The following is a 24,849-nucleotide window of genomic DNA, read 5'->3' on the forward strand; positions in this document are numbered from 1 at the left end:
CCGAATCTGATGCGCCACAGCAACACTGTGGACATATATGTCACGCCGCCTGCGGCCCAATTGACCGCCCCCAAAGGCTGAGCTTCCATCGAATTCCCCTTCGGCGTGGGTCCGATTTGGGGGAGGAGACTTCCATGGATCGGAGGGTGATGATCGCCGCTGCGGTGGCGATCGCGGCGCTCGGCTTCGGCGGCGGGGCGCTGACGATGCATTTGGCGGATACGCATCGGCTGGCGACAGGCGCCGCCCCGGGCCAGGCTGCGCCGGCGGACCAGGGCTTATCGTGGCCGTTCTTCGGCAAGCCGCGCGCGGCCTCGGCGGCCCGCGCCGCCCCGCCCAAGCCAGACGGGTTCGCCGTCTGGAAGCAGCGCATCGACACCAGCCGGCCGGACGCGCAGGGCTGCATCGAGATGAGCCGGCAGCTGGACCCGACCCGCAGCTATGCCGACTTCGTGCTGGTCTCCCCCGACCTCGGCCACCCGCCGGGGGTGAAGGTCAATAATGACGAGCTCTGCGTCGGCGGGCTGAACCTGGTCGACCACCGCGTCACCCTCTTGAAGGGCCTGCCCGCCAAGACCGGCGAGACCCTGACCGCCAACGCCGACGTCGATTTCGTGTTCGGCGACAAACCGCCTTATGTCGGCTTCGCCGGCACGGGCGTGATCCTGCCCCGCGACGAGAGCGACGGGGTCGGCATCGAAACCCTGAACGTGCAGAAGCTGGCCATTGAGGTCTGGCGCGTGCCCGACCGCAACCTGGTCCGCCGCGAGATCAGCGCCCCCGACCCCACCGCCGAAGGCGAGTACGCCTATGACTACGGCGAGGACAGCCCCGACAGCGAGGGCCGCGTGGTCTGGAAGGGCGAGGTCAAGGTCCAGGGCCAGGCGGGTCAAAAGGTGACCACCGTCTTCCCGCTCGGCGCAGTGCTCAAGGAGATGAAGCCCGGCGGCTATGTGATCAAGGCGCGCGACGCCTCGGGCGGGCGCGACCTGAAGAACGAGGACGGCCGGCCGGTCGACAACAACCCGCCGGCCCAGGCGCGCCGCTGGATCATGTTCACCGACATGGGCCTGTCGGCCTATGACGGCTCCGAAGCCCTGGACGTTGTGGTCCGCTCGCTGAAGACGGCCAGGATCCTGTCCGGCGTGCGCGTGGCCCTGGTGGCCAAGAACGGCGAGGACCTGGCGAGCGCGACGAGCGACGCGCAGGGCCGCGTACGTTTCGCCCGCCCGCTTCTGAAGGGCGACGGCGCCTCGGCGGCCAAGATGGTGATGGCCTACGGCTCGCTCGGCGACCTCGCGGTGCTGGACCTCGACCGCTCGCCGGTGGACCTGTCGAGCCAGGGCGTCGGCGGCCGCAATGCGCCCGACCTCACCGGCCGCGAGGCCAAGGCCGACATCGACGCCTATCTCTACGCCGACCGCGGCATCTATCGCCCCGGCGAGACCGTGCGCCTGACCGCCCTGGTGCGCGATCGGCTGGCCCATGCGGTGGACGGCCGCAAGGGCTATCTGGTGGTCAAGCGGCCGTCGGGCGTCGAGTTCAAGAAGATCGCCTTCCAGCGCACCCCTACCGGCGTCTTGGCCCAGGACATCGTCCTGCCGGCCACCGCGCCGCGCGGTCGCTGGAGCGCCGAGCTGATGGCCGAGGGGATCGAAGAGCCGGTCGGGGCCTTGAGCTTCTCGGTCGAGGACTTCGTGCCCCAGCGCCTGGCCGTGACCCTGAACGCCAATCCCGGCGTCGCCCTCGCCGGCGGCGAGACGCGGAAGATCCCGGTCAGCGCCCGTTTCCTCTACGGCGCGCCGGGCGCGGGCCTGCAGACCCAGGGCGAGGCCCGGCTGCACGCCGACCCCAACCCTTTCCCGCAGTACAAGGACTATCAGTGGGGCGACCAGCAGAACGCCTTTGACGAGAAGCTGGTCGACCTCGGGACCACGGTCACGGACGGCTCCGGCGCGGCGGTGCTGAACCTTTCGACCGCCGAGGCCGGCGACGTCCGGGTCCCCCTGGCCGCCACCGTCACCGCCTCGGTGTTCGAGCCGGGCGGCCGGCCGGTGCGCGAGAGCGCGTCGCTGAAGATCCGCACCCTGCCGCTCTATTTCGGGGTCAAGGTCGATCAGGGCGAAATGGGAAGCGGCGAAGCCGCCCCGGTCAGCCTGGACGTGATCGCCGTCGATGCCCAGGGCCGCCGCGTGGGCGCCCAAGGGGTGGGCTGGACCCTGATCGCTGAGCGCTGGAACTACGACTGGTACCAGCAGAACGACCGCTGGCAGTGGCGGCGCACCAGCCGCGACGCGGTGGTCGACAAGGGCCTGGTCTCGATCGGGGCCAACGGCTCGCTACACCTGAACCGACGCCTGGGCTGGGGCGACTACCGGCTGGAGGTCGACAACGGCAAGGGCTCGAAGAGCCTGATCCGCTTCTCCGCCGGCTGGGGCGCCCCGGCCAAGGCAGAAGACGCGCCCGACGTCGCCCGCGTCAGCGCCGGAACCAAGACCTGGGCCCAGGGCGACACGGTCGAGGTGACCATCAAGCCGCCCTATGCCGGCGAGGCTCAGGTGGCCGTGGCTACCGACCGGCTGATCGATCTGAAGACCCTCACCATCGGCGAGGGCGGCGCCACGGTGCGGCTTAAGACCTCGGCCGCCTGGGGCGGCGGGGCCTATGTGCTGGTCAGCGTGATCCAGCCGCGCGACCCGGCCAAGACCCCCCGGCCGCGCCGGGCAATGGGTCTGGTCTATGTGCCTCTGGACCCGAAGGACCAGAAGCTGACCCTGGATCTCGGCGTTCCGGCCAAGCTGGACTCCAAGGCCGAGGTCAAGGTGCCGGTGACGGTGCATGGCCTGAAGTTCGGCCAGCGCGCCCACCTGACCATAGCCGCAGTGGACGAGGGCATCCTGCGGCTGACTAAGCAGGATTCGCCCGACCCCCTGAAGTGGTACTTCGGCAAACGGGCCCTGACCCTGAACTATCGCGACGACTATGGGCGCCTCTTGGACCCCAACCTCGGGGCCCCGGCGGCGGTCAATTTCGGCGGTGACGAGCTGGGCGGCGAGGGCCTGACCAAGACCCCGATCAAGACCGTCGCCCTGTGGTCGGGCGTCGTCGAGACCGGCGCCGACGGCAAGGCGGTGGTGCGCCTGCCGGCCGCCGACTTCAACGGCGAGCTTCGAGTGATGGCGGTGGCCTGGACCGACCTGGCGGTGGGTTCTGCGGCCCAGGCGGTGACCGTGCGCCAGCCGGTGGTGGCCGATCTGAACCTGCCGCGGTTCCTCTCGCCGGGCGATAAGGCCTTCGCCACGCTGGAGCTGCACAACCTGGAGGGCCGCGTCGGCGGCTATCTGGCCAGGCTGTTCGCCGACGGCGGCGTCCTGGCGCCGTTCCAGAAGCTGTTCCAGCTGGCCCACAATCAGCGCATCGCCGTGCATGCCCCGATCAGCGCCCCCAGCGTCTCCGGGATCAGCAATGTCGGCTTCACCGTCAGCGGACCCGGCTTCACCACCACCAAGACCTACCCGATCGAGACCCGGCTGGGCTGGGGGCCGGTCACCCGGACCTTCACCGCCCTGCAGCAGCCTGGCGAGGCCTATACGCCCTCGCCCGAGATGATGCGGGGCCTGGCGGCCGGCAGCGTCACGATGCAGGTCGGCTATTCGCCGTTCCGCGGCTTCGACCCCGGGGCCATCGCCCTGGCCCTGGCCCGCTATCCATACGGCTGCACCGAGCAGCTGACCTCGACCGCCTATCCGCTGCTCTATGCGGCCGAGCTGTCGAGTGATCCCCGGATGCGTCGCTCCACCGCCGCCCTGGACGACGCGGTGGGTCGCCTCCTGGATCGCCAGACCATGGACGGGGCCTTCGGCCTCTGGCGGGTCGGCGACGGCGAGGCCGACCCCTGGCTCGGCGCCTACGCCACCGACCTGGTGGTCGAGGCCAAGGCCCAGGGCGCGGCCATCCCCGACACCGCCTATGAGCGGGCGTTGGGCGCCATGCGCCAGATCTCCCGCCCCGAGGGCTTCGCCTCGGTCGGCTACCAGATGGCCTATCCGCCCTGGTGGCTGGCCACCGAAGACGCCTCGAAGCGGGCGAGCGAGCGGCTGCGCAGCCGCGCCTCGGCCTACGCCCTCTACGTCCTGGCCAAGGCCGGGCGCGGGGACCTGGCGCGGCTGAGGTGGTGGCACGACGTGCAAATGAAGAACGAGGCCTCGCCCCTGGCCAAGGCTCAGGTCGGCGCCGGCCTCGCCCTAATGGGCGATCGGGCCCGCGCCCACGACGCCCTGCAGCAGGCGGCCAATAGTTTGGGCTACAGCGATCCCAACGACTGGTACCAGAGCCCCCTGCGCGATCTCGCCGGCGTCATCGCCTATGCCTACGAGGCCGGCGAGATCGGCATAGCCCGCAGCCTGCAAGGCCGGCTGGAGAACGAGACCAAGGATCCCGACCGGCTGAACACCCAGGAGCAGTCCTGGCTGCTGCAGGCGGCCCACGCCATGCTCAAGGTTTCCGGGCAGCCCAGCATCCAGGCCCAGGGCGCCTACGTCATGGCCCCGGCCGCCGGCGCCCCGCGCTGGTCGGTCGGGCGGCTGGCCTCGGCCCGGTTCGTCAACGCCGGGCGCGGGGCGATCTGGCGGACGGTGACCGTCCGCGGCGTGCCGCTCGCCTCGCCGCCGGCCGAAGCCCATGGCGTCAGCGTCGAGGCCAGCTACTGGACGCTCTCGGGCGCCCATGCCGACCTGTCACGGCTGATGCAGGGCGATCGGGTGATCGTCGAGCTGTCGGGCCAGTCGCACCAGTCACGCACCACCGCCCTGGTGCTGGACGATCCCCTGCCGGCCGGGTTCGAGATCGAGACCAAGCTCGGTCCCGCCGACGGCGAGGGGAACGGCTCCAAGGGCTCGACCAACGGGCCCTACCGCTTCCTGGGCAGGATCGACGCACCCAGCGCCCAGGAGGCCCGCGACGACCGCTACGTGGCGGCCATGACCCTGGGCGGCGACAAGGGCTTCACCGTCGCCTATGTAGCCCGCGCGGTGACTCCCGGCGCCTTCTATCTGCCAGGCGTCGAGGCCCGCGACATGTACCACGCCGAGGTCTACGGCCGCTCGGCCGGCGACCGGGTGGCGATCCAGGCGGCGTCGCCGTGATCCGCGGCGCCCAAACCCTTCTCCCCTTGCGGGAGAAGGAGGGGCCCGCGGCGAAGCCGTGGGAGGATGAGGGGTCGCGCCGGCCTTTCGGGACGGGCGGCGCGGACGGACATGGGTGGATGGGGCTGTGCGACCCCTCATCCTCCCACCCGCTGCGCGGGCGGGCCCCTCCTTTCCCCGCAAGGGGGGAAGGGAAGTGGGCGTCATGATCCGCCGCCTCGTCATCGGCCTCATTGCGCTGCTCAGCCTGGAGACCACCCTCCTCGCCCTCGACCTGGCCTTTCCGCCCGACCTGTCGCGAGCGGAGCGGTCCTCAGCCGTCGTTCTCGACCATGATGGGGGCTGGCTCCGCGCCTTGCCGGTGGAGCGCGGGCGTTGGCGCATCCGGGCGGACCTGGACCGCACCGACCCGCGGTTCCTGAAGCGGGTGGTGGCGGTGGAGGACGCCCGCTTCTACGCCCATCCAGGCGTGGACCCGGTGTCGCTGGTGCGGGCAGTGGGCGCGGCGGCGGTGACCGGCCATGTCCGCTCCGGCGCCTCGACCCTGACCATGCAGACGGCGCGGCTTTTGACCCCCCACCGGCGCAGCGTGGTCGGGAAACTTATGGAGATGGCGCGTGCGGTCCAGCTCGAGGCGCGGTTCTCCAAGCGCCAGATCCTGGCCCTCTACCTGACCCTGGCGCCCTATGGCGGCAATCTGGAGGGTGTGCGGGCCGCGTCCCTGGCCTATTTCGGCCATGGCCCGGAGAGCCTGACCGATGGTGAGCAGGCCCTGCTGATCGCCTTGCCCCAGGCGCCCGAGGCTCGCCGGCCCGACCGCCGCCCCGAGGGCGCCCGCGCCGCCCGCCGGCGGGTGCTGGCCCTGCTGGCCCACCATGACGTCCTGACCCAGGCCGAGGCGGAAGAAGCGGCCGGCGAGCCAGTCCCGGGCCGCACGCCGTTCCCGGCCCTGGCCTGGCAGGTCTCGGGCGAGTTGGCCCGCGCCGCGCCGAGAGGCCAGGCCAGCGTGGTCTCGACCCTCGACGCCAGTCTGCAAACCCGGCTCGAAGCCCTGGCGGCCAGGACCGCCGCCGCGCAAGGCCCGGACGCCACCGCCGCCCTGATCGTGGTCGAGATCAGGACCCGCGCCGTGCGCGCCGCCGTGGCCTCGGCCGGGCGCGACCGGCCCGGGGGCTGGATCGACATGACCCGGGCCCTGCGCTCGCCGGGCTCGGCGCTGAAACCGTTCATCTACGCCTTCGCCTTCGACGATGGCCTGGCCGCCCCCGACACCTTGATCCAGGACCAGCCCAAGCGCTTCGCCGACTACCAGCCGGAGAATTTCGACCGCACGTTCCACGGCCCGGTCACGGCCCGCGAGGCGCTGAACTATTCGCTGAACATCCCCGCGGTCGAGACCCTGGACCGGATCGGGCCGGAGGCGTTCCAGAGCCGGCTGGAGGCGACGGGAGTCAAGCTGGTGCGCCCCGAGGCCGGCTTCGCCGATCCCGGCCTGTCCCTGGCCCTGGGCGGCGAGGGCATCTCCCTGCGCGACATGGCCACGCTCTACGCCGCCCTGGGCGACGACGGCCTGGCCAAGCCCCTGGCCTTCACCGAGGCCGAAGCAACCCAGCGGCCAAAGCAGGCGGGCATGCGCCTGGTGCGGGCCGAAACCGCGCGCCAGATCCTCGACATCCTGCGCGAGACCCCGACGCCCAAGGGCCGGGCGCCCTCGGCCCTGACCCAGGGCGCGGCGCACATGGCCTACAAGACCGGCACCTCCTACGGCTTCCGCGATGCGGTGGCGGCGGGCGTCGTCGGCGGCTACGCTCTGGTGGCCTGGACCGGCCGGGCGGACGGCGGGGCGCGGGGCGGGCTTACCGGGCGCGACGCCGCCCTGCCGCTCTTGTTCGACGCCGCCGACGTGCTGTCAGCGCCCGACGGCGCGGCCCACCCGATCGCCCCGAAACAGGCGCCCTTGGCCCTGCAGAAGCTGCAGCAGGCCAGCGACGGGCCGCGGCTGATCTTTCCGCCGGACGGAGCGGTAGTGCAGGCCGACGGCCTGGGGCCGAAATCCCGCGGCCTGGTGCTGGCTGCGGCGGGACAGCGCCTGACTTGGTACGTGGACGGCGCCGAGCAGCCGGCGGATCAGGCCAGCGGGCAGGTGGTCTGGCGGCCCGCTGCGGCCGGCTTCTACCACTTGCAGGTGGTCGACGACCAGGGTCGTGCGGTCACTGCACGGGTGCGGGTGAAAGGGGAGTGACCCCTACCCCTCGACCAGCGCCTCCAGGTCCTGCAGCCCGCTGACGGTGACGCCGAGGTCGGTGACCAGGCCGTTGGACAGAGAATAGACCCAGGCATGCACGGAAAGGGCCTGCCCGCGCGCCCAGGCGTCCTGCACGAACACGTCCGAGGCGACGTTGCGCACCTGGCGGATCACGTTCAGCTCACACAGGCGATCCAGCCGCTCGCGGCCCTCGGGCAGAGCCTCCAGTTCGTGCCGGTGCTCGGAATAGGTCTCGCGGATCGGATGCAGCCAATGGTCCACCAGGCCGCGCCGCTTGCCGTCCACCGCCGCGGCTATGCCGCCGCAGCCGTAGTGGCCGACGACCATGATGTGCTTGATCTTCAGGACCTCGACCGCGAACTGAAGCACCGATAGGTAGTTGGCGTCCTGTGGCGGGGCCAGGTTGGCCACATTGCGGTGCACGAACAGCTCGCCGGGATCGAGATCGACGATTTCGTTGGCCGGCACACGGCTGTCAGAGCAGCCGATCCACAGATAGTCGGGGGTCTGCTGCCGCTCCAGGCGGCGGAAGAAGTCGGGATCGACCGCGGTCTTTTTGGCAGACCAGGCGCGGTTGTTCTTGATCAGGTCGTCAAGCATGAGGACTCCGGGCTTACATTCAGCGTTCATCCCCGCGAAGGCGGGGATCCAGATCCATTCACCTGCCCGTGCAGGCTGCACCTGGGTCCCCGCCTTCGCGGGAATGAGAAGGGTGTGAGTTGCAGGCCTTAGTGTTCATAACCCAAGGCCTGTCAACCCGCTTGACCTTAGGTAAGTTTCACGGCTGCCCAGCGCCCAGGATGCGGCCGCCGTGCACGCCCTGGACGATCACCACCGTGCTCAGCCCGTCGGCGGTGGGATCAGGAAGTTGGAACGCCTTGGGCCGGCCGTTCCAGGCGCCGAGTCGCACCAATTCGCGCACTACATTGTGCTCGACCACGGTCTGGCCGCGGTTGTCGCCGCTCTTGACCATCACCGGCTGGTCCTTGGGGTCGTAGCGCACCAGCCAGACCTCAGCCCCGCCCTTGATCCGCCGCGCGGTGCCGATCTGGACCTTGCCCTTGGCGAAAACGATCTGAGGCGGTTTGGCGTGGGTGCGGGCGGCCTGCTTGACCAGGGGCATGACCTTGTCGACCGAGACCGCCGCGGTCTCGGCTTCGCCATCCACAACCAGTTGCGGAGTGTAGACCTCGCGAAGGGCCAGCTTCTTCATGTAGTCGCGCTGGCGGTCGGAGAATTCCGGCTTGGCGAAGGTGTCGGCCCAGCCGAGATAGTCCCAGTAGTCGACGGCGAAGGTCAGGGGCAGCACCCCCGGCTTCTGCGCCAGGCCAGCCACAACATCGCCGGATTTGACGCAGGACTGGCAGCCCTGGGCGGTGAACAACTCAACCACGACCGGCGGTCGCGCCGAGGCCGGCGCGGCCAGGGCCGCCGAGATCAGAGCCAGAATCGCAACCGTCGCCGTTCGCATTGCGCCGGACATAGCCGAGTTTTCGCCCGATGCGCCTCACGAGGCCGTGAAAAAGCCCTTCCCCGGACGGGGAAGGGCTCTCGAAGACATAGGACGTGGCCTACGCCGCGTCGCCGCGGGCCAGGTTGCGCAGCACGTAGTTGAGCACGCCGCCCTGGCGGAAATAGTCCAGCTCGGTAGGCGTATCGATGCGGCAGATCACCGGGAAGCGGGCGATGCGGCCGTCCGAGGCGCGGTAGAGCTCGACGGTCAGGGTGCGGCGGGGGCTGAGGTCGCTCAGGCCGCGGATGGAGACGATCTCCTCCCCGGTCAGGTTCAGCTTCTGCCAGCCGTCGACCTTAAACTGCAGCGGCAGGACGCCCATGCCCACCAGGTTCGAGCGGTGGATGCGCTCGAAGCTCTCGGCGATCACCGCGCGGACGCCTAGAAGCTTGGTGCCCTTGGCCGCCCAGTCACGCGACGAGCCGGTGCCATATTCCTTGCCGGCGAACACCACCAGCGGGTGGCCTTCCGACTGGTAGCGCATGGCCGCGTCGTAGATGGCCATCACCTCGCCGGACGGGAAGTGCTTGGTCACCCCGCCTTCGATCTCCGGGGTCACGCGGTTCTTGATGCGGATGTTGGCGAAGGTGCCGCGCATCATCACTTCGTGGTTGCCGCGGCGGGCGCCGTAGCTGTTGTAGTCGATTTGCGGGACCTGGTGGTCCGACAGGTAGCTGCCGGCGGGCGAGGTGGCCTTGATCGAACCGGCCGGCGAGATGTGGTCGGTGGTGATCGAGTCGCCGAAGATGGCCAGCACCCGCGCCTCGACCACATCGGTCACCGGCTTGGGCTCCATGGTCAGGTCCTGGAAGTAGGGCGGGTTCTGCACATAGGTCGAGCCCATGTCCCAGCCATAGGTCTGGCCACCGGCGACCTTGATGCCCTGCCAGTGCTTGTCGCCCTTGAACACGTCGCCATAGCGCTTGGCGAACATCTCGTTGGTCACCGCCTTGCGCTGCAGGGCCGCGACTTCCTCCGAGGTCGGCCAGATGTCCTTCAGGAACACCGGCTCGCCCTTCTTGTCGACGCCCAGGGGCTCGGTGGTCAGGTCGATCTTCATGCTGCCGGCCAGCGCATAGGCCACCACCAGCGGCGGCGAGGCCAGGTAGTTGGCGCGCACGTCGGGGTTCACGCGGCCTTCGAAGTTGCGGTTGCCGGACAGCACGCTGACCGCCACCAGGTCTGCAGCCTGCACCGCGTCGGAGATCGCCGGCGGAAGCGGGCCGGAATTGCCGATGCAGGTGGTGCAGCCATAGCCCACCAGGTTGAAGCCCAGAGCATCGAGCGACTTGGTGACGCCGGCCTTGGCCAGGTAGTCGGTGACCACCTGCGATCCGGGTGCCAGCGAGGTCTTGACCCAGGGCTTGACCTTCAGGCCCTTCTCCACCGCCTTCTTGGCCACCAGGCCCGCGGCGATCAGGACCGAGGGGTTGGAGGTGTTGGTGCAGGAGGTGATGGCGGCGATGACCACGTCGCCGTCGCCCACGTCGAAGCTCTCGCCCTGCACCGCGGTGCGGGGAGCGTCGGCCGGGCGGCCGAACTCGCCGGCCAGGGCTTCGTTGAACTTGGCCGCTGCATCGGACAGCAGCACCCGGTCCTGCGGCCGCTTCGGCCCGGCCAGGGACGGCAGCACCGAGCCGAGGTCGAGCTCCAGGGTGTCGGTGAACACCGGGTCGGCCGCGCCTTCCTCGTGCCACAGGCCCTGCGCCTTGGCGTAGGCCTCGACCAGGGCGACGCGCTCAGGCGCGCGGCCGGTGGCGGCCAGATAGTCGATGGTCGCCTTGGACACCGGGAAAAAGCCGCAGGTGGCGCCATATTCCGGGGCCATGTTGGCGATGGTGGCCTGGTCTTCCAGGGTGAGGTGCGACAGGCCCTCGCCGAAATATTCGACGAACTTGCCCACGACGCCCTTCTTGCGCAGCATCTGGGTCACGGTCAGCACCAGGTCGGTGGCCGTGGCGCCTTCGGGCAGCTTGCCGGTCAGCTTGAAGCCGATCACCTCGGGGATCAGCATCGGGATCGGCTGGCCCAACATGGCGGCTTCCGCCTCGATGCCGCCGACGCCCCAGCCCAGGACCGAGAGGCCGTTGATCATGGTGGTGTGGCTGTCGGTGCCGACCACAGTGTCAGGATAGGCGACGGTGGTGTCGCCCTCGGCCAGGGTCCAGACGGTCTGGGCCAGGTATTCCAGGTTCACCTGGTGGCAGATGCCGGTGCCCGGAGGCACCACGCGGAAGTTGTTGAAGGCCGAGGAGCCCCAGCGCAGGAAGCGGTAGCGCTCCAGGTTGCGCTCGTATTCGCGCTCGACGTTCTGGGTGAAGCTCTTGGCCGTGCCGAAATTGTCGACCATCACCGAGTGGTCGATGACAAGGTCGACCGGGTTCAGCGGGTTGATCTTCTCGGCGTCGCCGCCCAGGGCGGTCATGGCGTCGCGCATGGCCGCGAGGTCCACCACCGCCGGCACGCCGGTGAAGTCCTGCATCAGGACGCGGGCAGGGCGGAAGCTGATCTCGTGTTCCTTGGCGCCCTTGTTGTCGAGCCAGGCGGCGACCGCCTTCAGGTCTTCGGCGGTGACCGAGCGGCCGTCTTCGTTGCGCAGCAGGTTCTCGAGCAGCACCTTCATGGAGACCGGAAGGCGCGAAACGCCGGCCAAGCCGGCTTCCTCAGCGGCGGCAAGGCTGTAATAAGCATAGGTCTTGTCGCCGACCACAAGGTCGCGGCGGGTGTTCAGGCTGTCATTCGACGGCATGGAAGGGGACCTTTCTCTCTGTTCAGGGCCGTCCGAAAACCGGTCACGGGGTCGCGCGCCAGACGAGGCGGACACACAGCGTCCGTCCCTGCGCGGCGTTGTGCCCGCACGGCCGTGGGCTTCATAGCGTCCAGCTACCGCGCCGTCCATGCGGGGCGGCCGAAATCCCTTCCCCCCTTCTCCCGCAGGGGGACAAGGGTGTGATCACCGCCGTCTCCGTCACCGACCTCGCCCTGACCCGCGGCGACCGGCTGTTGTTCGAGGGGTTCGGCCTCAATCTCGCCGCGGGCGAAGCCGTGGCGCTGACCGGGCGTAACGGGGCCGGCAAGACCAGCCTGTTGCGCGCCATCGCCGGGCTGATCCGCCCCCAGGCCGGGTCGATCGCGTTCTCTTGTCCGCACGGCGCTCTCGACTCCGAAGAGGCGCGCAGCCGCGATCTGCACTATCTCGGCCACCAGGACGGCCTGAAGACCGGGCGCACGGCCTGGGACGAGCTCGTATTCCAGGCGCGCTGGACCGGCGGAAGCCTGGCCTCCGCCGAGGCCGCCTGCGAGCGGCTGGAGCTCAATCGGCTGAAGGACCTGGAGGTGCGCAAGCTCTCCGCCGGCCAGCGGCGCAGGGTGGCCCTGGCGCGGCTGCTGGCCAGCCCGCGCAGGCTGTGGCTGCTCGACGAGCCCCTGGCGCCCCTGGACGCTGACCGGCGGACGAGCGTCGGCGAAATCATGCGCGAGCACCTGGCGAGCGGCGGCCTGATCCTCGCCGCCGTCCACGACCCGCTGCCGATCTCGGCGCGCGGGGCGGAGATCGGCGCATGAGCGGGCTGGGCGTCCTGATCCGGCGGGAGTTGGCGCTGAGCTGGGGCCGCGGCGGCGGGCCGATGCTGGCGCTCGCCTTCTATCTCTGCATGGCGACCATGCTGCCGCTGGCGGCCGGACCGGAGCCGGCGCGGCTGGCGGCGGTGGCGCCGGGCTCGGCCTGGCTGGCCCTGGCGGTTTCGTCCCTGCTCAGTCTCGAGCGCCTGTTCGAGCGCGACTACGAGGACGGGGCCCTGGACCTGCTCTCGCTCGGCCCCGCCCCGCTGGAGGCGGCCTCTTTCGCCAAGTGCCTGGCGCAGTGGATCACCACCGGCGCGCCCCTGGCCCTCCTGGCGCCCGTGGTCGCCACCGCCCTCGGCGCGCCCCTGAGGCTGGCGCCGGTGACCCTGATCGCCGCCCTGGCCGGCGGGCTCGGCTTTTCCTTCTGCGGTGGGGTCGGCGCGGCGCTGAGCCTGGGCAGCCGGCGCGGCGGGGTCCTGATCGCCGTCATCGTCCTGCCCCTGTTCGCCCCGCCGGTGATCTTCGGCGCCGGGGCGATCGAGGCCTATGCGGCGGGCCTGCCGTGGGTCAACGCCCTGTTGTTCCTCGTCGCCTACAGCTTGGCCTTCGTCGGCCTCGGCCCCTTCGCCATGGCCGCGGCGTGCCGCAACGCCCTGTCATGAACTTTTCCCCGATTGCGCCAGATCAACGGCGCGCGGCGCCTGCGCGCCCAAGCCCGCTTTCGCCCGTCCATCGGAGGCTTTAGAACCGCCGCAATGATCGCCTTCCTGACCAACCCTCAGCGATTCATGGCCTTCTCGGCCTGGGCGGCGCCGCTCCTGGGCGTGTTGGCGGCGTTGGGGATCGCGGTCGGACTGTGGTTCGACTTCGCCGCTCCGCCGGACTACCAGCAGGGCTACACCGTGCATCTGATGTTCATACACGTGCCGGCGGCCTGGCTCAGCCTGTTCGTCTATGCCTGCTTAGGGATCGCAAGCTTCCTGGGCCTGGTGTTCCGCGTCGCCCTGGCCGACGCCGCCGCCCGCGCGGCCGCGCCCCTGGGCGCCGCCTTCACCCTCCTGGCCCTGGCCACCGGTTCGCTGTGGGGCCGGCCGATGTGGGGCACATGGTGGGAGTGGGACGCGCGGATGACTTCTGTGCTGGTGCTGTTCCTGTTCTACCTCGGCTACATGGCCCTGCAGGCGGCGATCGACGACGAGGCCAAGTCGGCCCGGGCCTGCGCCATCCTGGCCCTGGTGGGGCTGATCAACCTGCCGATCGTCCACTACTCGGTGAGTTGGTGGAACACCCTGCACCAGGGATCGTCCGTGTTCCGCGCCGGCGGGCCGACCATGCCGCCGGTCTATCTGATCCCGCTGCTGACCCTGGCGCTGGCCTATACCGCCGCCTTCGGCGCTCTGTGGCTGGTGCGCATCCGCGCCGAGGTCTGGCGCCGGCGGGCCAACGTTCTCGCGCTTCGGGCCGCAGGCTGACCATGCTGGATTTCAATGCCGGGAAGTACGCCCTCTTCGTCTGGTCGGCCTACGGGCTGACGGCGCTGGTGTTCGCAGGCCTGATCCTCGACAGCCTGATCGGCGCCCGCCGTTGGAAGCGCGAAGTCGAGAAGCGCGAGGAGGAGGCCCGATGAAGCGCTGGATCGCCTTCCTGCCCCTGGCCGCCCTTCTGGTCCTCGGTGGCCTGTTCGCCGCCTACGGCCTGCGCCACGACCCGCGCTATATCCCCAACGCCCGGGTCGGTCAGGCCATGCCCGACGCGGTGCTGCCGCCGCTGTCCGGCGGCGCGCCGGTGCGGCTCTCCAGCGTGGTGCAACCCGCGACGCTGGTGAACTTCTACGCCTCCTGGTGCGCGCCCTGCATCCAGGAAGAGCCGACCCTGATGGCGCTCAAGGCCGAAGGGGTGCGCATCGTCGGCGTGGCCTGGAAGGACGACCCGCAAAAGACCCGCGCCCATTTGGCGCAGCATGGCGATCCCTACGCCCTGACCCTGGTCGACCGGGACGGCAGAACCGGCGTGGATTTCGGGGTTTCCGGGGTTCCCGAGACCTATTTGATCGGGGCCGACGGCAAGATTTTGGCCAAGGTGGCCGAGCCCCTGACCGCCGACAGCGCCGAGCAACTGCTTGAGCGTAGCGGCGGCAAGCGTTAACCTCTCGCTAACCATGTCTGTTAAGTGTTGCGGGATCGCCCGCAGCCGCAGTTTGGAAAGCGAGTCTTGGCCGTTCAACCGCCCCGCCCAGGCGTCACGCCCCAGCTGCCGGCCCGCACCGGCCAGGCCGGCGGCGCGCGTGCGGCGGCCCAGCGGGCCTTCTTCGACGCGGCGCTGAACAAGACCTCGGCGACCAGCGCGCCGGTGGTGGCGCAGAAGGTCCAGGCTCCGCCGCCTCAGCCCGGCGTCACCCGCCTACGCGCCGAGACCGTGCAACAGCCTCAGGAACAGCCGACCCGCATCCTGCGGCCGGGCTCCCTGCTCGACATCAAGGTTTAAGAGCGGCTCAGGCCGCGCCGGCGGTCTCGAGAGCGGCGGCCTTTTTCGGCTTCTTGGCCTTGTCGGCCTTTTCCGGCTTCTCCGCCTTGGGCGGCTTCTCGGCCTTGGCCGGCTTGACGGGCTTTTCCGCCTTGGCCTTGGCCGCCTTTTCCGCCTTGCCCGGTTTGTCCTTCTTCTTGCCCTTGGGCGCAGCTTCCGGCTCGTCGTGCAGCTGCTCGGCGGCGTGGCTCATCTCCTTGAGCACGTCGAGGAAGGCGTCGCGCTTGCGCGAGGGCAGGAGCTTGAGGATCCGCTCGTCGGCGGCGGCCACCCGGGGCGAAGCCAGGTCCAGGGCGGCGCGGCCCTGGTCAGTCAGGCGCACGGTGTTGGCGCGGGCGTCGGTGGCCGAGCGCTGGCGAGCCAAAAGGCTCTTGCCGATCATCCGGGCAACCAGGTCGGCCAGGGTGGAGCGGTCGATGCCGGTAGTCCGCACCAGGTCGGTCTGGGTCAGGCCCTCGTGCGCCGCCACCGCCGCCAGCACCGCATATTGCCGTTGGGTCACGGCGTCGGGGCCGATCTCCTCGGCGTAGATGTCCAGGGCCACCTGCAGCGCCCGGTGCAGCAGATGACTGGGCGACCGCTCCAGCGCCTTGCTGCCGTCGAGCTTCCTGGAGCCCTTCTTGCCGTCCCCCTTGGCCTTAGCCTTAGCCATCGCTCAGGTCCCCGTGGTGGTTTGGCGGCCTTTTATCAGCCGTGTGCGTCGGTTTGACGACACAATCTTCCGTGCACGGGCAATGAAAGAGGCCCGTCAGGACTCGGACGGGGGCGGCGGAGGTTGGTGCGTGTGCAGATGCTTCATCATCAGCGGGGTCTGGGTCAGGGAGAACAGCACCGCCAGGACCCACAGGCCAGGCATGCGGAACACCACCCACACCGCATCCGGCTGGGTGCGCCAGATGATCTCGTTCAGGGCCGCCATGGACAGGAAGAACAGGGCGTAGCGCAGGGTCAGGGTCCGCCAGGCCTCGTCGGGTAGGGCGATGGCCTCGCCCAGCATCCATTTCAGCGGATTGCGGCCCAGCATCTGGCCGCCGAACAGGGCGGCGGCGAACACCAGGTTGGTGGCGGTGGGCTTGATCTTGATGAAGCGGGGGTCGTGGAACAGGAGGGTCAGGCCGCCGAACACCAGGGCGAAGCCGCCGGCGATCAGCGGCATTGGAGCGATGCGCCGCTCGGCCACCAGGCCGACCAGCAGGCTGATCGCCGAGCCGCCCACCAGCCACCAGGTGGCGGCAACCAGGTCCGGCTTGACGTGGCCGCCGATGGCCAGGCTCCAGCCGAGCGCGCCGCCGGGGACCAGCCGCAATTTGAAGAAATAGGCCGCGAGGAACGCCGCCAGGCCGCCGTAGTCGACCAGGGCGCGGACGTAAGGGTGAGTCTTGGGATTGATCGCCATCAGGCTACGTCGTCCAGGCCGACCAGCGAGCGAGAAAAGGCGCGGGCGTCGAAGGGCTGCAGGTCGTCCACCCCCTCGCCGACCCCGATCAGCTTGATCGGCGCGTCGCTGGCCTGGGCCACCGGCACCAGCACCCCGCCGCGAGCGGTGCCGTCCAGCTTGGTCATGACGATGCCGGTGACGCCGGCGGTATTGCCGAACACGTTCTCCTGCGCCAGGGCGTTGCGGCCGACCGTGGCGTCCAGCACCAGCAGCGTCTCGTGCGGCGCGTCCGGATCGAACTTTTTCAGCACCCGCACGATCTTCAAAAGCTCGTCCATCAGGGCGGTCTTGTTCTGCAGCCGGCCGGCGGTGTCGATCAGCACCACGTCATAGGCCTCGTCCCGGGCCATCTGCACCGCGTCGAAGGCCAGGCCCGCCGCGTCGGCGCCGGTGGCGCGCGACATGAAGCTGGCGCCCGCCCGCTCGGCCCAGACCTTCAGCTGCTCGACCGCGGCGGCGCGGAAGGTGTCGCCGGCCACCACCAGCACCTTGGCCCCGCGGCGGGTCAGGTCGGTGGCGATCTTGCCGAGGGTTGTGGTCTTGCCCGAGCCGTTGACGCCCACGAACAGCACCACATAGGGCCGGGCGCCGGACAGGGGGTCGAATTCGCCCTGACGCTGGGCCAGTTCGTCGCCGATGGCCTCGGCCAGGCTCTCCTTGATCTCCTGCTCGCTGGCTTCGCGGCCGAAGCGGGCCTTGCCGAAGGCCTCGGTGATGCGGGCGGCGGCCTTGGGGCCAAGGTCCGCCTCGATCAGCATCTCCTCCAGCTCGTCCAGCATGGCCTGGTCGAGCGGCTTCTTGGCGAAGACCGTCACCACCTGCTCGGTCATCTGCCGCGAGGAGCGCGACAGGCCCTCGGTCAGGCGCTTGAACCAGCCGGGCTTCTTGGGGGCGTCAGACATGGGCGAGGATCAACCCAGCTCGCGCACGTCGGCGATGCGGCCGGCGATGGCGGCGGCGGCGGCCATGGCCGGGCTCATCAGGTGGGTGCGCCCGCCGCGGCCCTGTCGGCCCTCGAAATTGCGGTTCGAGGTCGAGGCGCAGCGCTCGCCGGGCATCAGCTTGTCCGGGTTCATGGCCAGGCACATGGAACAGCCCGGCTCGCGCCAGTCGAAGCCGGCGGCCCGGAAGATCTCGTCCAGCCCCTCGGCCTCGGCCTGTTCCTTCACCAGGCCCGAGCCCGGCACCACCATGGCCGTCACGTGGCTGGCTACGGTCCGGCCTTTCGCCACCGCGGCGGCGGCGCGCAGGTCCTCGATCCGGCTGTTGGTGCAGCTGCCGATGAACACACGGTCGATCCTCGCCTCGGCGATCGGCTGTCCCGGCGCCAGACCCATATAGTCGAGGGCGCGGCGCACCTGCTCGGCCTTCTCGCCCTGATAGTCGTCCGGGCTGGGCACGGTCCCGTCGACCGGCAGCACGTCCTCGGGGCTGGTGCCCCAGGTGACCATGGGCTTCAGCGCCGCCACGTCGATCCGCTCCTCGCGGTCGAACTTCGCGTCCGCGTCGGAGAAGAAGGTCTTCCAGGCGGCCAGGGCGAGTTCCCAGGCGCCGCCCTTCGGGGCGGCGGGGCGCCCCCTCAGATAGGCGTAGGTGGTTTCGTCCGGGGCGATCAGGCCGGCGCGGGCCCCGCCCTCGATGGTCAGGTTGCAGAGCGTCATCCGCTCTTCCATCGACAGGGCCTCGATGGCCTCGCCGGCGTATTCGATGACATAGCCCGTACCGCCGCTGGTCCCGATCAGGCCGATCATGGCCAGGGCGTAGTCCTTGGCCCCGACGCCGGGCGCCGGCTGGCCGTCGAACCAGACCCGCATGTTCTTCGACTTGCGCTGGCGCAGGGTCTGGGTGGCGAAGACGTGCTCGACTTCCGAGGTGCCGATGCCGTGGGCCAGGGCTCCGAAGGCGCCGTGGGTCGAGGTGTGGCTATCGCCGCAGACGATGGTCATGCCCGGCTGGGTGCGGCCCTGCTCGGGCCCGACCACGTGCACGATGCCGTTGCGCCCGTCGCCCATCGGGAAGAACTCGATGCCGGCGTCCTTGACGTTGCGCGCCAGGGTCTGCAGCTGCACCCGCGCCTCGTCGTCGGCCACGGCGTCGACGCCCTTGGCCTGGCCTTCGGTCGGCACGTTGTGGTCGGCGACGGCGAGCGTAAGGTCCGGCCGCCGCACGGGGCGATGGCTCACGCGCAGGGCCGAGAAGGCCTGGGGCGAGGTCACCTCGTGGATCAGGTGCAGGTCGATATAGAGGATGGTCTCGCCGCTGGCGTCCTCCGCCACGCGATGCGCATCCCAGATCTTGTCGTACAGGGTCTTGCCGCTCATGGCGGGGCATGTAGGGCCGGGGGGTGGGGTAAGTCCAGAGCGCGATGGCCCGGAAAGCCCTCTGCGGCCTCAGGTCCCCGCCGTCTCGCGGAACGGGTCGGCCGGATAGACGCCCAGGATCTCGAACCGCTCGGAGAAGAAGCCCAGCTCCTCGAACGCCCGCGACACCGGCAGGTCCTCGGGCCGCCCGTCGACCTCGGCGTAGAAGAAGGTGGCGGTGAAGGCGCCGTTCTCCATGTAGCTCTCGAGCTTGGTCATGTTGACGCCGTTGGTGGCGAAGCCGCCCAGGGCCTTGTAGAGCGCAGCCGGCAGGTTGCGCACCCGGAACACGAAGCTCGTCACGCAAAGCACGCCGGCCGGCGGCCGCGGCGGATCGCGCTCGGCGGTCATGACCAGGAAGCGGGTGGTGTTGTGGTGCTCGTCCTCGATGTCCTTCAAGAGGATGTCGAGGCCATAGAGTTCCGCCGCGAGCGCCGGGGCGATGGCCGCGCGGGTGGGATCGGGATGCTCGGACAGGGCCTTGGCCGCGCCGGCGGTGTCGCCCGCGCTCTCGGTCTTCAGCCCCAGCTTGCGGATGGTCTTGCGGCATTGACCCAGCGCGATCGGCATGGAGGCCACGGTCTTGACCTGGTCGAGCGCCACGCCCCTGTTGGCCATCAGCTGGAAGCGGATCGGCTTGAACCGCTCGCCGATGATCTTCAGGCCGGAATTGGGCAAGAGGTGGTGCACATCGGCGACCCGGCCGGCGATGGAGTTCTCGACCGGGATCATGCCCAGCGCCGCCTCGCCCGACTTGATGGCCTCGAAGGCGTCTTCGAAGGTGGCGCAGGGCAGCGGCTCGAGTTGCGGGAAGTGCGTCCGGCAGGCCTCGTGGCTGTTGGCGCCGGGCTCGCCCTGAAAGGCGATCTGCAAACGGGTGGTCATGACAGGGTCTCTGCGTAGGCGCGGGCGGCGGCGAGATCGGCCGGGTTGTCGACCGAGATCGGCGCGGTGTCGGCTATGGTCGCCCAGATGGAAAGGCCCATCTCCATGGCCCGGAGCTGTTCCAGCTTCTCACGCTGCTCCAGGGGGGACGGCGGGGCGGCGTTGAAGCGCTCAAGGGCCTCGCGGCGGTAGCCATAGATGCCGATGTGGCGCCAGACGGGGCCGTCGCCATAGAGGGTGGAGCGGGTGAAATAGAGGGCGCGGCCGGCGCTGGCGCCGGCTTGCAGCGCCAGCACCGCCTTGACCACGTCCGGATTTGTGCGGTCGGCCGGCGAGCTTTCCGGGGCCACCACCGTGGCGATGTCACAGCCGGGCTGGTCCGCTATCAGCTTGACGCAGGCCTCGATCACCGTCGGCTCGACGAAGGGCATGTCGCCCTGCAGGTTGATGATGGCGTCGTGCCGCCCTTGCGGGTCCAGCACGGCCAGGGCGGCCAGGATGCGGTCGGAACCGGAGGGCAGGGCCGGGTCCGTCAGCACCGCGCGGCCGCCGGCGGCCTCGACCACATCGACGATCTCCTGGTCACCCGCCGCCACCGCCACCGGGGCCACGCCGGCCGCATTGGCCTGGCCGAAAGCGCGCAGGATCATCGGTATGCCGCCGATATCCGCGAGCGGCTTGCCCGGCAGGCGTGTCGCGGCCATGCGGGTCGGAATCAGGATGATCGGGTTCATGGGTTCCTTGCGGCCGAGGCCGCCTGATCCGGGCGGCCAAGGCAATTGGCCGGTTGCGCAAGGGCCGGTAGCGTGTCAGAGACGCGAGCGCAAGAATGGGGCGCGGGGATTCCTTTCGAAGGAACGGGCGCCGGCTTAGAGGGCTGACGGCGGGATGAGCGATTCGCTTGGCTTCAACAAGATTGCGGGCGCGTTGCTCGCGACCGGACTGGTGATCATCGGCCTCGGGGTCGGGACCAAGATCCTGTTCGAATACAAGGCCCCGGCCAAGGAAGGCTATGCGATTGCGGTGCAGGAAGAGAGCGCCGGCGGCGGCGCGGCCGTGGAGCAGCCGATCGACTGGGGGACCGAACTGCCCAAGGCCGACGTGGCGGCAGGCAAGGCCGTGGCAGCCAAGTGCCAGTCCTGCCACAACCTCGACCAAGGTGGCCCGAACCAGACCGGCCCGAACCTCTGGGGCGTCCTGGGCCGGCAGCCGGGCAGCCATCCGGGCTTCGCCTATAGCGATGGCATGAAGGCCTTCGGCGCCAAGCAGCCGACCTGGGACTATGTCCATATCAACGACTTCATCACCGCGCCGGGCAAGTACATCGACGGCACCAAGATGACCTTCGTCGGCCTAAAGCAGCGCCAGGACCGCATCAACATCATCGCCTATCTTCACACCCTGGGCTCGAACCTGCCGATCCCGGCGCCGAACCCCGCAGCCGCTGCTGCTCCGGCCGCAGCGTCTGGCGCACCGGCCAGCGGCGCCCCGGCGGCGGCTTCGGCTGCAGCCTCGGCGGCCCCGGAAAAGGGCGCTCCGGCCGAAAAGGCCGCCGCCGCGAAGTAGGCGGTTCGCTCGTCAGATATTCGCAAAGCCCGGTTCGAAGGAGCCGGGCTTTTTGCTTTTCCCTTCTCCCCTTGCGGGAGAAGGAGGGGCCCGCGGCGAAGCCGTGGGAGGATGAGGGGTCGCACCGGTCTTTCCGATAGGCAGGTGCTGCGGAGAGGGCATTTTGGAGAGGGCAGCGCGACCCCTCATCCTCCCACCCGCTACGCGGGCGGGCCCCTCCTTCCCCCGCAAGGGGGGAAGGGACTTTAGATCCGCTGATATGCGGTCGGATGGCCGCTGCCCGCCGCAGCGATACGGGCGACCGCCTCGGCCAGCGGCTCGATGGCCACGGCCATGTGGTGGGCGTTGGCGTGGATCAGGCGGGTCTGATCCAGCATCATGCCCACATGGCCGCGCCAGAAGACGAGGTCGCCGCGGGCGAGGTCGGCGGCCGCGATGGCGGCGCCCATCTCAGCCTGCTGGTCGGTGTCGCGAGGGCAGGCTCGGCCGCAGGCCAAGAGGGCCTGCTGCACCAGGCCCGAGCAGTCCAGGCCCAGGCTCTCGCGCCCGCCCCACTGATAGGCCGCACCCAGATAGCGCTCGGCGATCGCGGCCGGGTCGGTCTCGACCGAGCCGATATCAGCCAGCTGGTTCTCCACGAACCAACCGCTGCCGGCCGCCTTGGCGAAGCGACCTTCGCGGGCTTCGATGAAGACCAGAGCGTTCATCGAATAGAGGCCGATCGGGCGCGACTTGATGCTGGGTTCGGAAAAGGCGTAGGCGCGCGGCGCGGAAACACGATGGGTCGGCAGCCGCGCATAGGCTGTGAGGGCCGCGCGTTCGACGAAGCCAACATAGCCGTCGCGGCGGGCCTGGCCCCAGGCCCAGCCGGCCTTTTCCTCCAGCACTTCGAAACGTTCGCCGAACAGCAGCTGGTCCATCTGTTCCGCGGCCGGATCGGCGGCGCGACGGATCGCCGCAGCGGGAGCCGCGCAGGCCAGGGAAATCGTCTCAGCGTAACGCCCGGCCCGCACCCGACCTTCCAGCTCGGCGGCCGCGAGGTCGCCCCGGGCGAGGGTGGTGCGCGGGTCGCTCACGCCTGGCGCGCCTTCAGCACCGCATAGAGGGCGCGGATCGCCTGGGCCTCGGCCCCGGTGGGCCGGCCGGCCCCGCCCTTGGGGTTCCAGGCGAAGATGTCGAAATGCGCCCACGGCCCCTTGGGTGCGAAGCGCTGCAGGAACAGGGCGGCGGTGACCGAACCGGCCTGGGCCCAGGCGTCGGAATCGTTCTTCAGGTCGGCGATGTCGCTGTCCAGCGCCTCGTCATAGCCGGCCCACAGCGGCATGCGCCACAGAGGGTCCGCCACCGTCGTCGCGGCCTGGGCCAACTCGCCGGCCAGGGCCTCGTCGGCGGTGTAGAAGGGGATCACCTGCGGGCCCAGCGCCGCCCGCGCCGCCCCGGTGAGGGTGGCCAGATCGATGGTCAGGGCCGGCTCCAGCTCCTCGGCGCGGGTCAGGGCGTCGGCCAGGATCAGCCGCCCTTCCGCGTCGGTGTTGCCGATCTCGATCGAGAGGCCCTTGCGCGAGGCGATCACGTCGCCCGGCCGCATGGCGTCGCCGGAGACGGCGTTCTCCACCACCGGCAGCAGCACCGCCAGGCGCAGCTTCAGCCGCATGGCCATGATCATATGGGCGAGGCCCAGGGCGTGGGCGGCGCCCCCCATGTCCTTCTTCATCAGCCGCATGCCGGCCGAAGGCTTCAGGTCCAGGCCGCCGGTGTCGAACACTACCCCCTTGCCGACCAGGGCCACCAGCGGATCCTCGGGCCGACCCCAGCGGAGTTCGATCATCCGGGGCGCGCGGGTGGGGTCGGCGGCCCTGCCGACCGCATGCACCGCCGGATAGCCCTGGGTCAGAAGGGCCTCGCCGGTGATCACCGTGATCTCCGCGCCGAAGGCCTCGGCGGTCTCGCGTGCGGCCATTTCCAGCTGCACCGGGCCCATGTCGTTGGCAGGGGTGTTGACCAGGTCGCGGGCCAGGGCGCAGCCCTCGGCTATGGCCTTGACCTCGGCCAGGTCCACGCCTTGGGTCACCAGCCGCGGCCAGGGCTCCTTGCGCGGCTTCCTGTAGCGTTCGAAGGCATAGGCGCCGAGCGCCCAGGCCAGGGCGACCGCCTGGGGCGGCACGGCCGCCGGAGCCGTGGCGATATGGTAGTCGCCGGGCGGCAGCTTGCCGGGCAAGGCGCGGAAGGCCATGCCGTCGGGGCTGGCCGCGGCCCCCAGGCCGAACAGGACCATGTCGCCGCCATCGCCTGGAACCGCCAGCACCTGGCCGGCCTTGGCCTTGAACTGAGCCAGGTCGACCAGCCGTCGCTCGGGGGCGGAACGGCCGTCCATGAAGGCGGCCAGATCGGCCTCCAGGAGGGCGTGGACCGCAATTGCGGGTCCTTCGGCGACGGCGAGCAGGGTGTCGGACATGCGGCGAATGGGCCTTGCAGGCTTAAGATTATGCTTAACGCTTCGTTGACGGGCGTATCGCAGACTTTCGCCATCCTGCGCCAGAGTCGTCCGAATCGGGAAGCCTGATCCCATGTCTCGCAAGCTCATCCTCCTCGCCGCCGCCGCGGCCCTGTCCTTGGCCCCGCTGGCGGCCCAGGCCCAGCAGGCCATGAGCATGAGCCCGGTGGGCGCGCCCCAAGCCCCGCCCCCCGCCGCGCCAGCCACCGCGGCGCCGACGGCGAACGCCACCGCACCGGCCATGCGCTCCTACGCCCAGCTGCCCGCCGACAAGCCCAAGGCGCCGCCACACAAGGCCAGCGCCGCCGAGCGCGACGCCGCCGAGCGCCTCGAGCCCCTGGCCCGCGCCGCCTTCTGGGGTCGCGAGGTCGACATCGACCCGACCGACGTCGTCGCAGGGGTCAAGCTGTCTTCGGCCCTGAGGGCGGTGGGGCAGAACGGCGAGGCGATCACGGTGGCGGGCCGCGTCCTGGTGCTGGACCCGAACAATTTCGATGCCCTGATGGAGACCGCCAAGGCCTATGTGGCCGCCGGCCAGGGCTTCTACGCCATCGACCCGCTGAAGAAGGCCTCTCTGGCCCGGCCCAGGGACTGGCGGCCCATGTCGCTGCTGGGCGTGGCCTATGTGCAGGTGCAGCGTGACGACGACGCCCAGGCGATCTGGCATGACGCCCTGGCCCTGTCGCCCGAGAATCCCGCCGTGCTGTCGAACCTGGCCATGGACATGGCCGCCAAGGGCGACGCCGCCGGCGCCGAGACCCTGCTGCGCCGCGCCGTGGCCCAGCCCGGCTCTGGTCTGGTCGAGCGGCAGAACCTGTCGCTGGTGCTGGGCCTGCAGGGCAAGCTGGCCGAGGCGGAAAAAATTCTGCGCGAGGACCTGCCGCCCGAGCAGGCCAACGCCGACCTCGCCTACCTGCAGAGCCTGACCAAGGCCAAGGCGAGCATCGCCCCGGCCACCACCCGCACCTGGGCGGCGGTCAAGGGCGCGGGGAGCTGATCCCGCCCGGATCCGCGTAAAACGCAACAACCGGCTTGCAGCCGCGGCCCGGCTGTCCTTTAAGGCGTGCGCCTCTCGCCCACCCGCCCAAGGATGCCG

Annotated in this window: 21 protein-coding genes; 10 read left to right on the forward strand and 11 right to left on the reverse strand. The window is 70.1% G+C overall.

What is annotated here, in order from left to right; genetic code table 11:
* The first annotated feature begins 134 nt into the window (after positions 1-134).
* Positions 135-5,144, forward strand: a complete 5,010-nt coding sequence (locus KCG34_RS18405) for an alpha-2-macroglobulin family protein (RefSeq protein ID WP_211937076.1) — start codon at positions 135-137, stop codon at positions 5,142-5,144.
* A gap of 205 nt (positions 5,145-5,349) precedes the next feature.
* The gene (pbpC, locus tag KCG34_RS18410; protein ID WP_211937077.1) at positions 5,350-7,386 is read left to right on the forward strand and encodes a penicillin-binding protein 1C; all 2,037 of its coding nucleotides are present in this window, start codon (positions 5,350-5,352) and stop codon (positions 7,384-7,386) included.
* A 3-nt stretch (positions 7,387-7,389) separates the two neighbouring features.
* On the opposite strand, the gene KCG34_RS18415 is transcribed toward pbpC, so the two are convergent.
* The 3 genes from KCG34_RS18415 to acnA form a co-directional block, all read right to left on the reverse strand.
* On the reverse strand, positions 7,390-8,010 hold the full coding sequence (locus KCG34_RS18415; protein WP_211937078.1) for a carbonic anhydrase: 621 nt from the start codon (positions 8,008-8,010) through the stop codon (positions 7,390-7,392).
* A gap of 178 nt (positions 8,011-8,188) precedes the next feature.
* Entirely contained in the window at positions 8,189-8,893 is a 705-nt protein-coding gene (locus KCG34_RS18420) for a DUF1223 domain-containing protein (RefSeq protein WP_249138074.1), read from the reverse strand.
* Positions 8,894-8,981: 88 nt separating this feature from the next.
* Complete coding sequence (gene acnA, locus KCG34_RS18425) at positions 8,982-11,672, reverse strand: aconitate hydratase AcnA (protein WP_211937079.1); 2,691 nt, start codon at positions 11,670-11,672, stop codon at positions 8,982-8,984.
* Between the two features lie 200 nt (positions 11,673-11,872).
* Here acnA and ccmA point away from each other — a divergent pair, with 200 nt between their 5' ends.
* The 6 genes from ccmA (at position 11,873) to KCG34_RS18455 (ending at position 14,971) form a co-directional block, all read left to right on the forward strand.
* The gene (gene ccmA, locus KCG34_RS18430) at positions 11,873-12,487 is read left to right on the forward strand and encodes a heme ABC exporter ATP-binding protein CcmA (RefSeq protein ID WP_211937080.1); all 615 of its coding nucleotides are present in this window, start codon (positions 11,873-11,875) and stop codon (positions 12,485-12,487) included.
* Positions 12,484-13,149 carry a heme exporter protein CcmB gene (gene ccmB, locus KCG34_RS18435; RefSeq protein WP_211937081.1) on the forward strand — a complete coding sequence of 222 codons (666 nt, stop codon included), beginning with the start codon at positions 12,484-12,486 and terminating at the stop codon, positions 13,147-13,149. The genes ccmA and ccmB overlap by 4 nt, the downstream gene beginning before the upstream one ends.
* Before the next feature lie 93 nt (positions 13,150-13,242).
* Positions 13,243-13,959: a heme ABC transporter permease gene (locus KCG34_RS18440; RefSeq protein WP_211937082.1), complete on the forward strand. Its 717-nt coding sequence runs from the start codon at positions 13,243-13,245 to the stop codon at positions 13,957-13,959.
* A gap of 2 nt (positions 13,960-13,961) precedes the next feature.
* Positions 13,962-14,114: a heme exporter protein CcmD gene (ccmD, locus tag KCG34_RS18445; protein ID WP_211937083.1), complete on the forward strand. Its 153-nt coding sequence runs from the start codon at positions 13,962-13,964 to the stop codon at positions 14,112-14,114.
* On the forward strand, positions 14,111-14,632 hold the full coding sequence (locus KCG34_RS18450; RefSeq protein WP_211937084.1) for a redoxin family protein: 522 nt from the start codon (positions 14,111-14,113) through the stop codon (positions 14,630-14,632). Before ccmD ends, KCG34_RS18450 begins: the two co-directional genes overlap by 4 nt.
* Before the next feature lie 66 nt (positions 14,633-14,698).
* A complete protein-coding gene (locus KCG34_RS18455) occupies positions 14,699-14,971 on the forward strand; it encodes a hypothetical protein (protein ID WP_211937085.1) in 273 nt (90 codons plus the stop codon).
* Positions 14,972-14,978: 7 nt separating this feature from the next.
* Here KCG34_RS18455 and KCG34_RS18460 read toward each other — a convergent pair whose 3' ends face one another.
* From KCG34_RS18460 to KCG34_RS18485, 6 genes are all read right to left on the reverse strand, one after another.
* Positions 14,979-15,662, reverse strand: coding sequence for a MarR family winged helix-turn-helix transcriptional regulator (locus tag KCG34_RS18460; protein ID WP_211937086.1), 684 nt, complete (start codon positions 15,660-15,662; stop codon positions 14,979-14,981).
* A gap of 96 nt (positions 15,663-15,758) precedes the next feature.
* Complete coding sequence (locus tag KCG34_RS18465; protein WP_211937087.1) at positions 15,759-16,406, reverse strand: inner membrane-spanning protein YciB; 648 nt, start codon at positions 16,404-16,406, stop codon at positions 15,759-15,761.
* Positions 16,406-17,350, reverse strand: a complete 945-nt coding sequence (gene ftsY / locus KCG34_RS18470) for a signal recognition particle-docking protein FtsY (protein ID WP_211937088.1) — start codon at positions 17,348-17,350, stop codon at positions 16,406-16,408. Before ftsY ends, KCG34_RS18465 begins: the two co-directional genes overlap by 1 nt.
* A gap of 9 nt (positions 17,351-17,359) precedes the next feature.
* Positions 17,360-18,769 (reverse strand): 3-isopropylmalate dehydratase large subunit, encoded by a 1,410-nt coding sequence (leuC, locus tag KCG34_RS18475; protein WP_211937089.1) that lies wholly within the window; start codon positions 18,767-18,769, stop codon positions 17,360-17,362.
* A 69-nt stretch (positions 18,770-18,838) separates the two neighbouring features.
* Entirely contained in the window at positions 18,839-19,693 is an 855-nt protein-coding gene (locus KCG34_RS18480; RefSeq protein WP_211937090.1) for a prephenate dehydratase, read from the reverse strand.
* Positions 19,690-20,427, reverse strand: coding sequence for a 3-deoxy-manno-octulosonate cytidylyltransferase (locus KCG34_RS18485; protein ID WP_211937091.1), 738 nt, complete (start codon positions 20,425-20,427; stop codon positions 19,690-19,692). The genes KCG34_RS18480 and KCG34_RS18485 overlap by 4 nt, the downstream gene beginning before the upstream one ends.
* A gap of 154 nt (positions 20,428-20,581) precedes the next feature.
* Between KCG34_RS18485 and KCG34_RS18490 the strand changes: the two genes are divergently transcribed.
* Entirely contained in the window at positions 20,582-21,259 is a 678-nt protein-coding gene (locus tag KCG34_RS18490; RefSeq protein ID WP_211937092.1) for a c-type cytochrome, read from the forward strand.
* A gap of 245 nt (positions 21,260-21,504) precedes the next feature.
* Here the strand turns inward: KCG34_RS18490 and KCG34_RS18495 are convergent, their stop codons facing one another.
* Together KCG34_RS18495 and KCG34_RS18500 are read right to left on the reverse strand one after the other, a co-directional pair.
* Positions 21,505-22,335 carry a C40 family peptidase gene (locus tag KCG34_RS18495; RefSeq protein WP_211937093.1) on the reverse strand — a complete coding sequence of 277 codons (831 nt, stop codon included), beginning with the start codon at positions 22,333-22,335 and terminating at the stop codon, positions 21,505-21,507.
* Positions 22,332-23,714 carry a leucyl aminopeptidase family protein gene (locus KCG34_RS18500; protein ID WP_211937094.1) on the reverse strand — a complete coding sequence of 461 codons (1,383 nt, stop codon included), beginning with the start codon at positions 23,712-23,714 and terminating at the stop codon, positions 22,332-22,334. Before KCG34_RS18500 ends, KCG34_RS18495 begins: the two co-directional genes overlap by 4 nt.
* 112 nt (positions 23,715-23,826) lie before the next feature.
* On the opposite strand from KCG34_RS18500, the gene KCG34_RS18505 reads away from it, so the two are divergent.
* Positions 23,827-24,750: a tetratricopeptide repeat protein gene (locus KCG34_RS18505; RefSeq protein WP_249138075.1), complete on the forward strand. Its 924-nt coding sequence runs from the start codon at positions 23,827-23,829 to the stop codon at positions 24,748-24,750.
* The last annotated feature ends 99 nt before the right edge of the window (positions 24,751-24,849 follow it).

Origin of the sequence: Phenylobacterium montanum, from assembly GCF_018135625.1 — a bacterium.
Lineage (GTDB): Bacteria > Pseudomonadota > Alphaproteobacteria > Caulobacterales > Caulobacteraceae > Poindextera > Poindextera montana.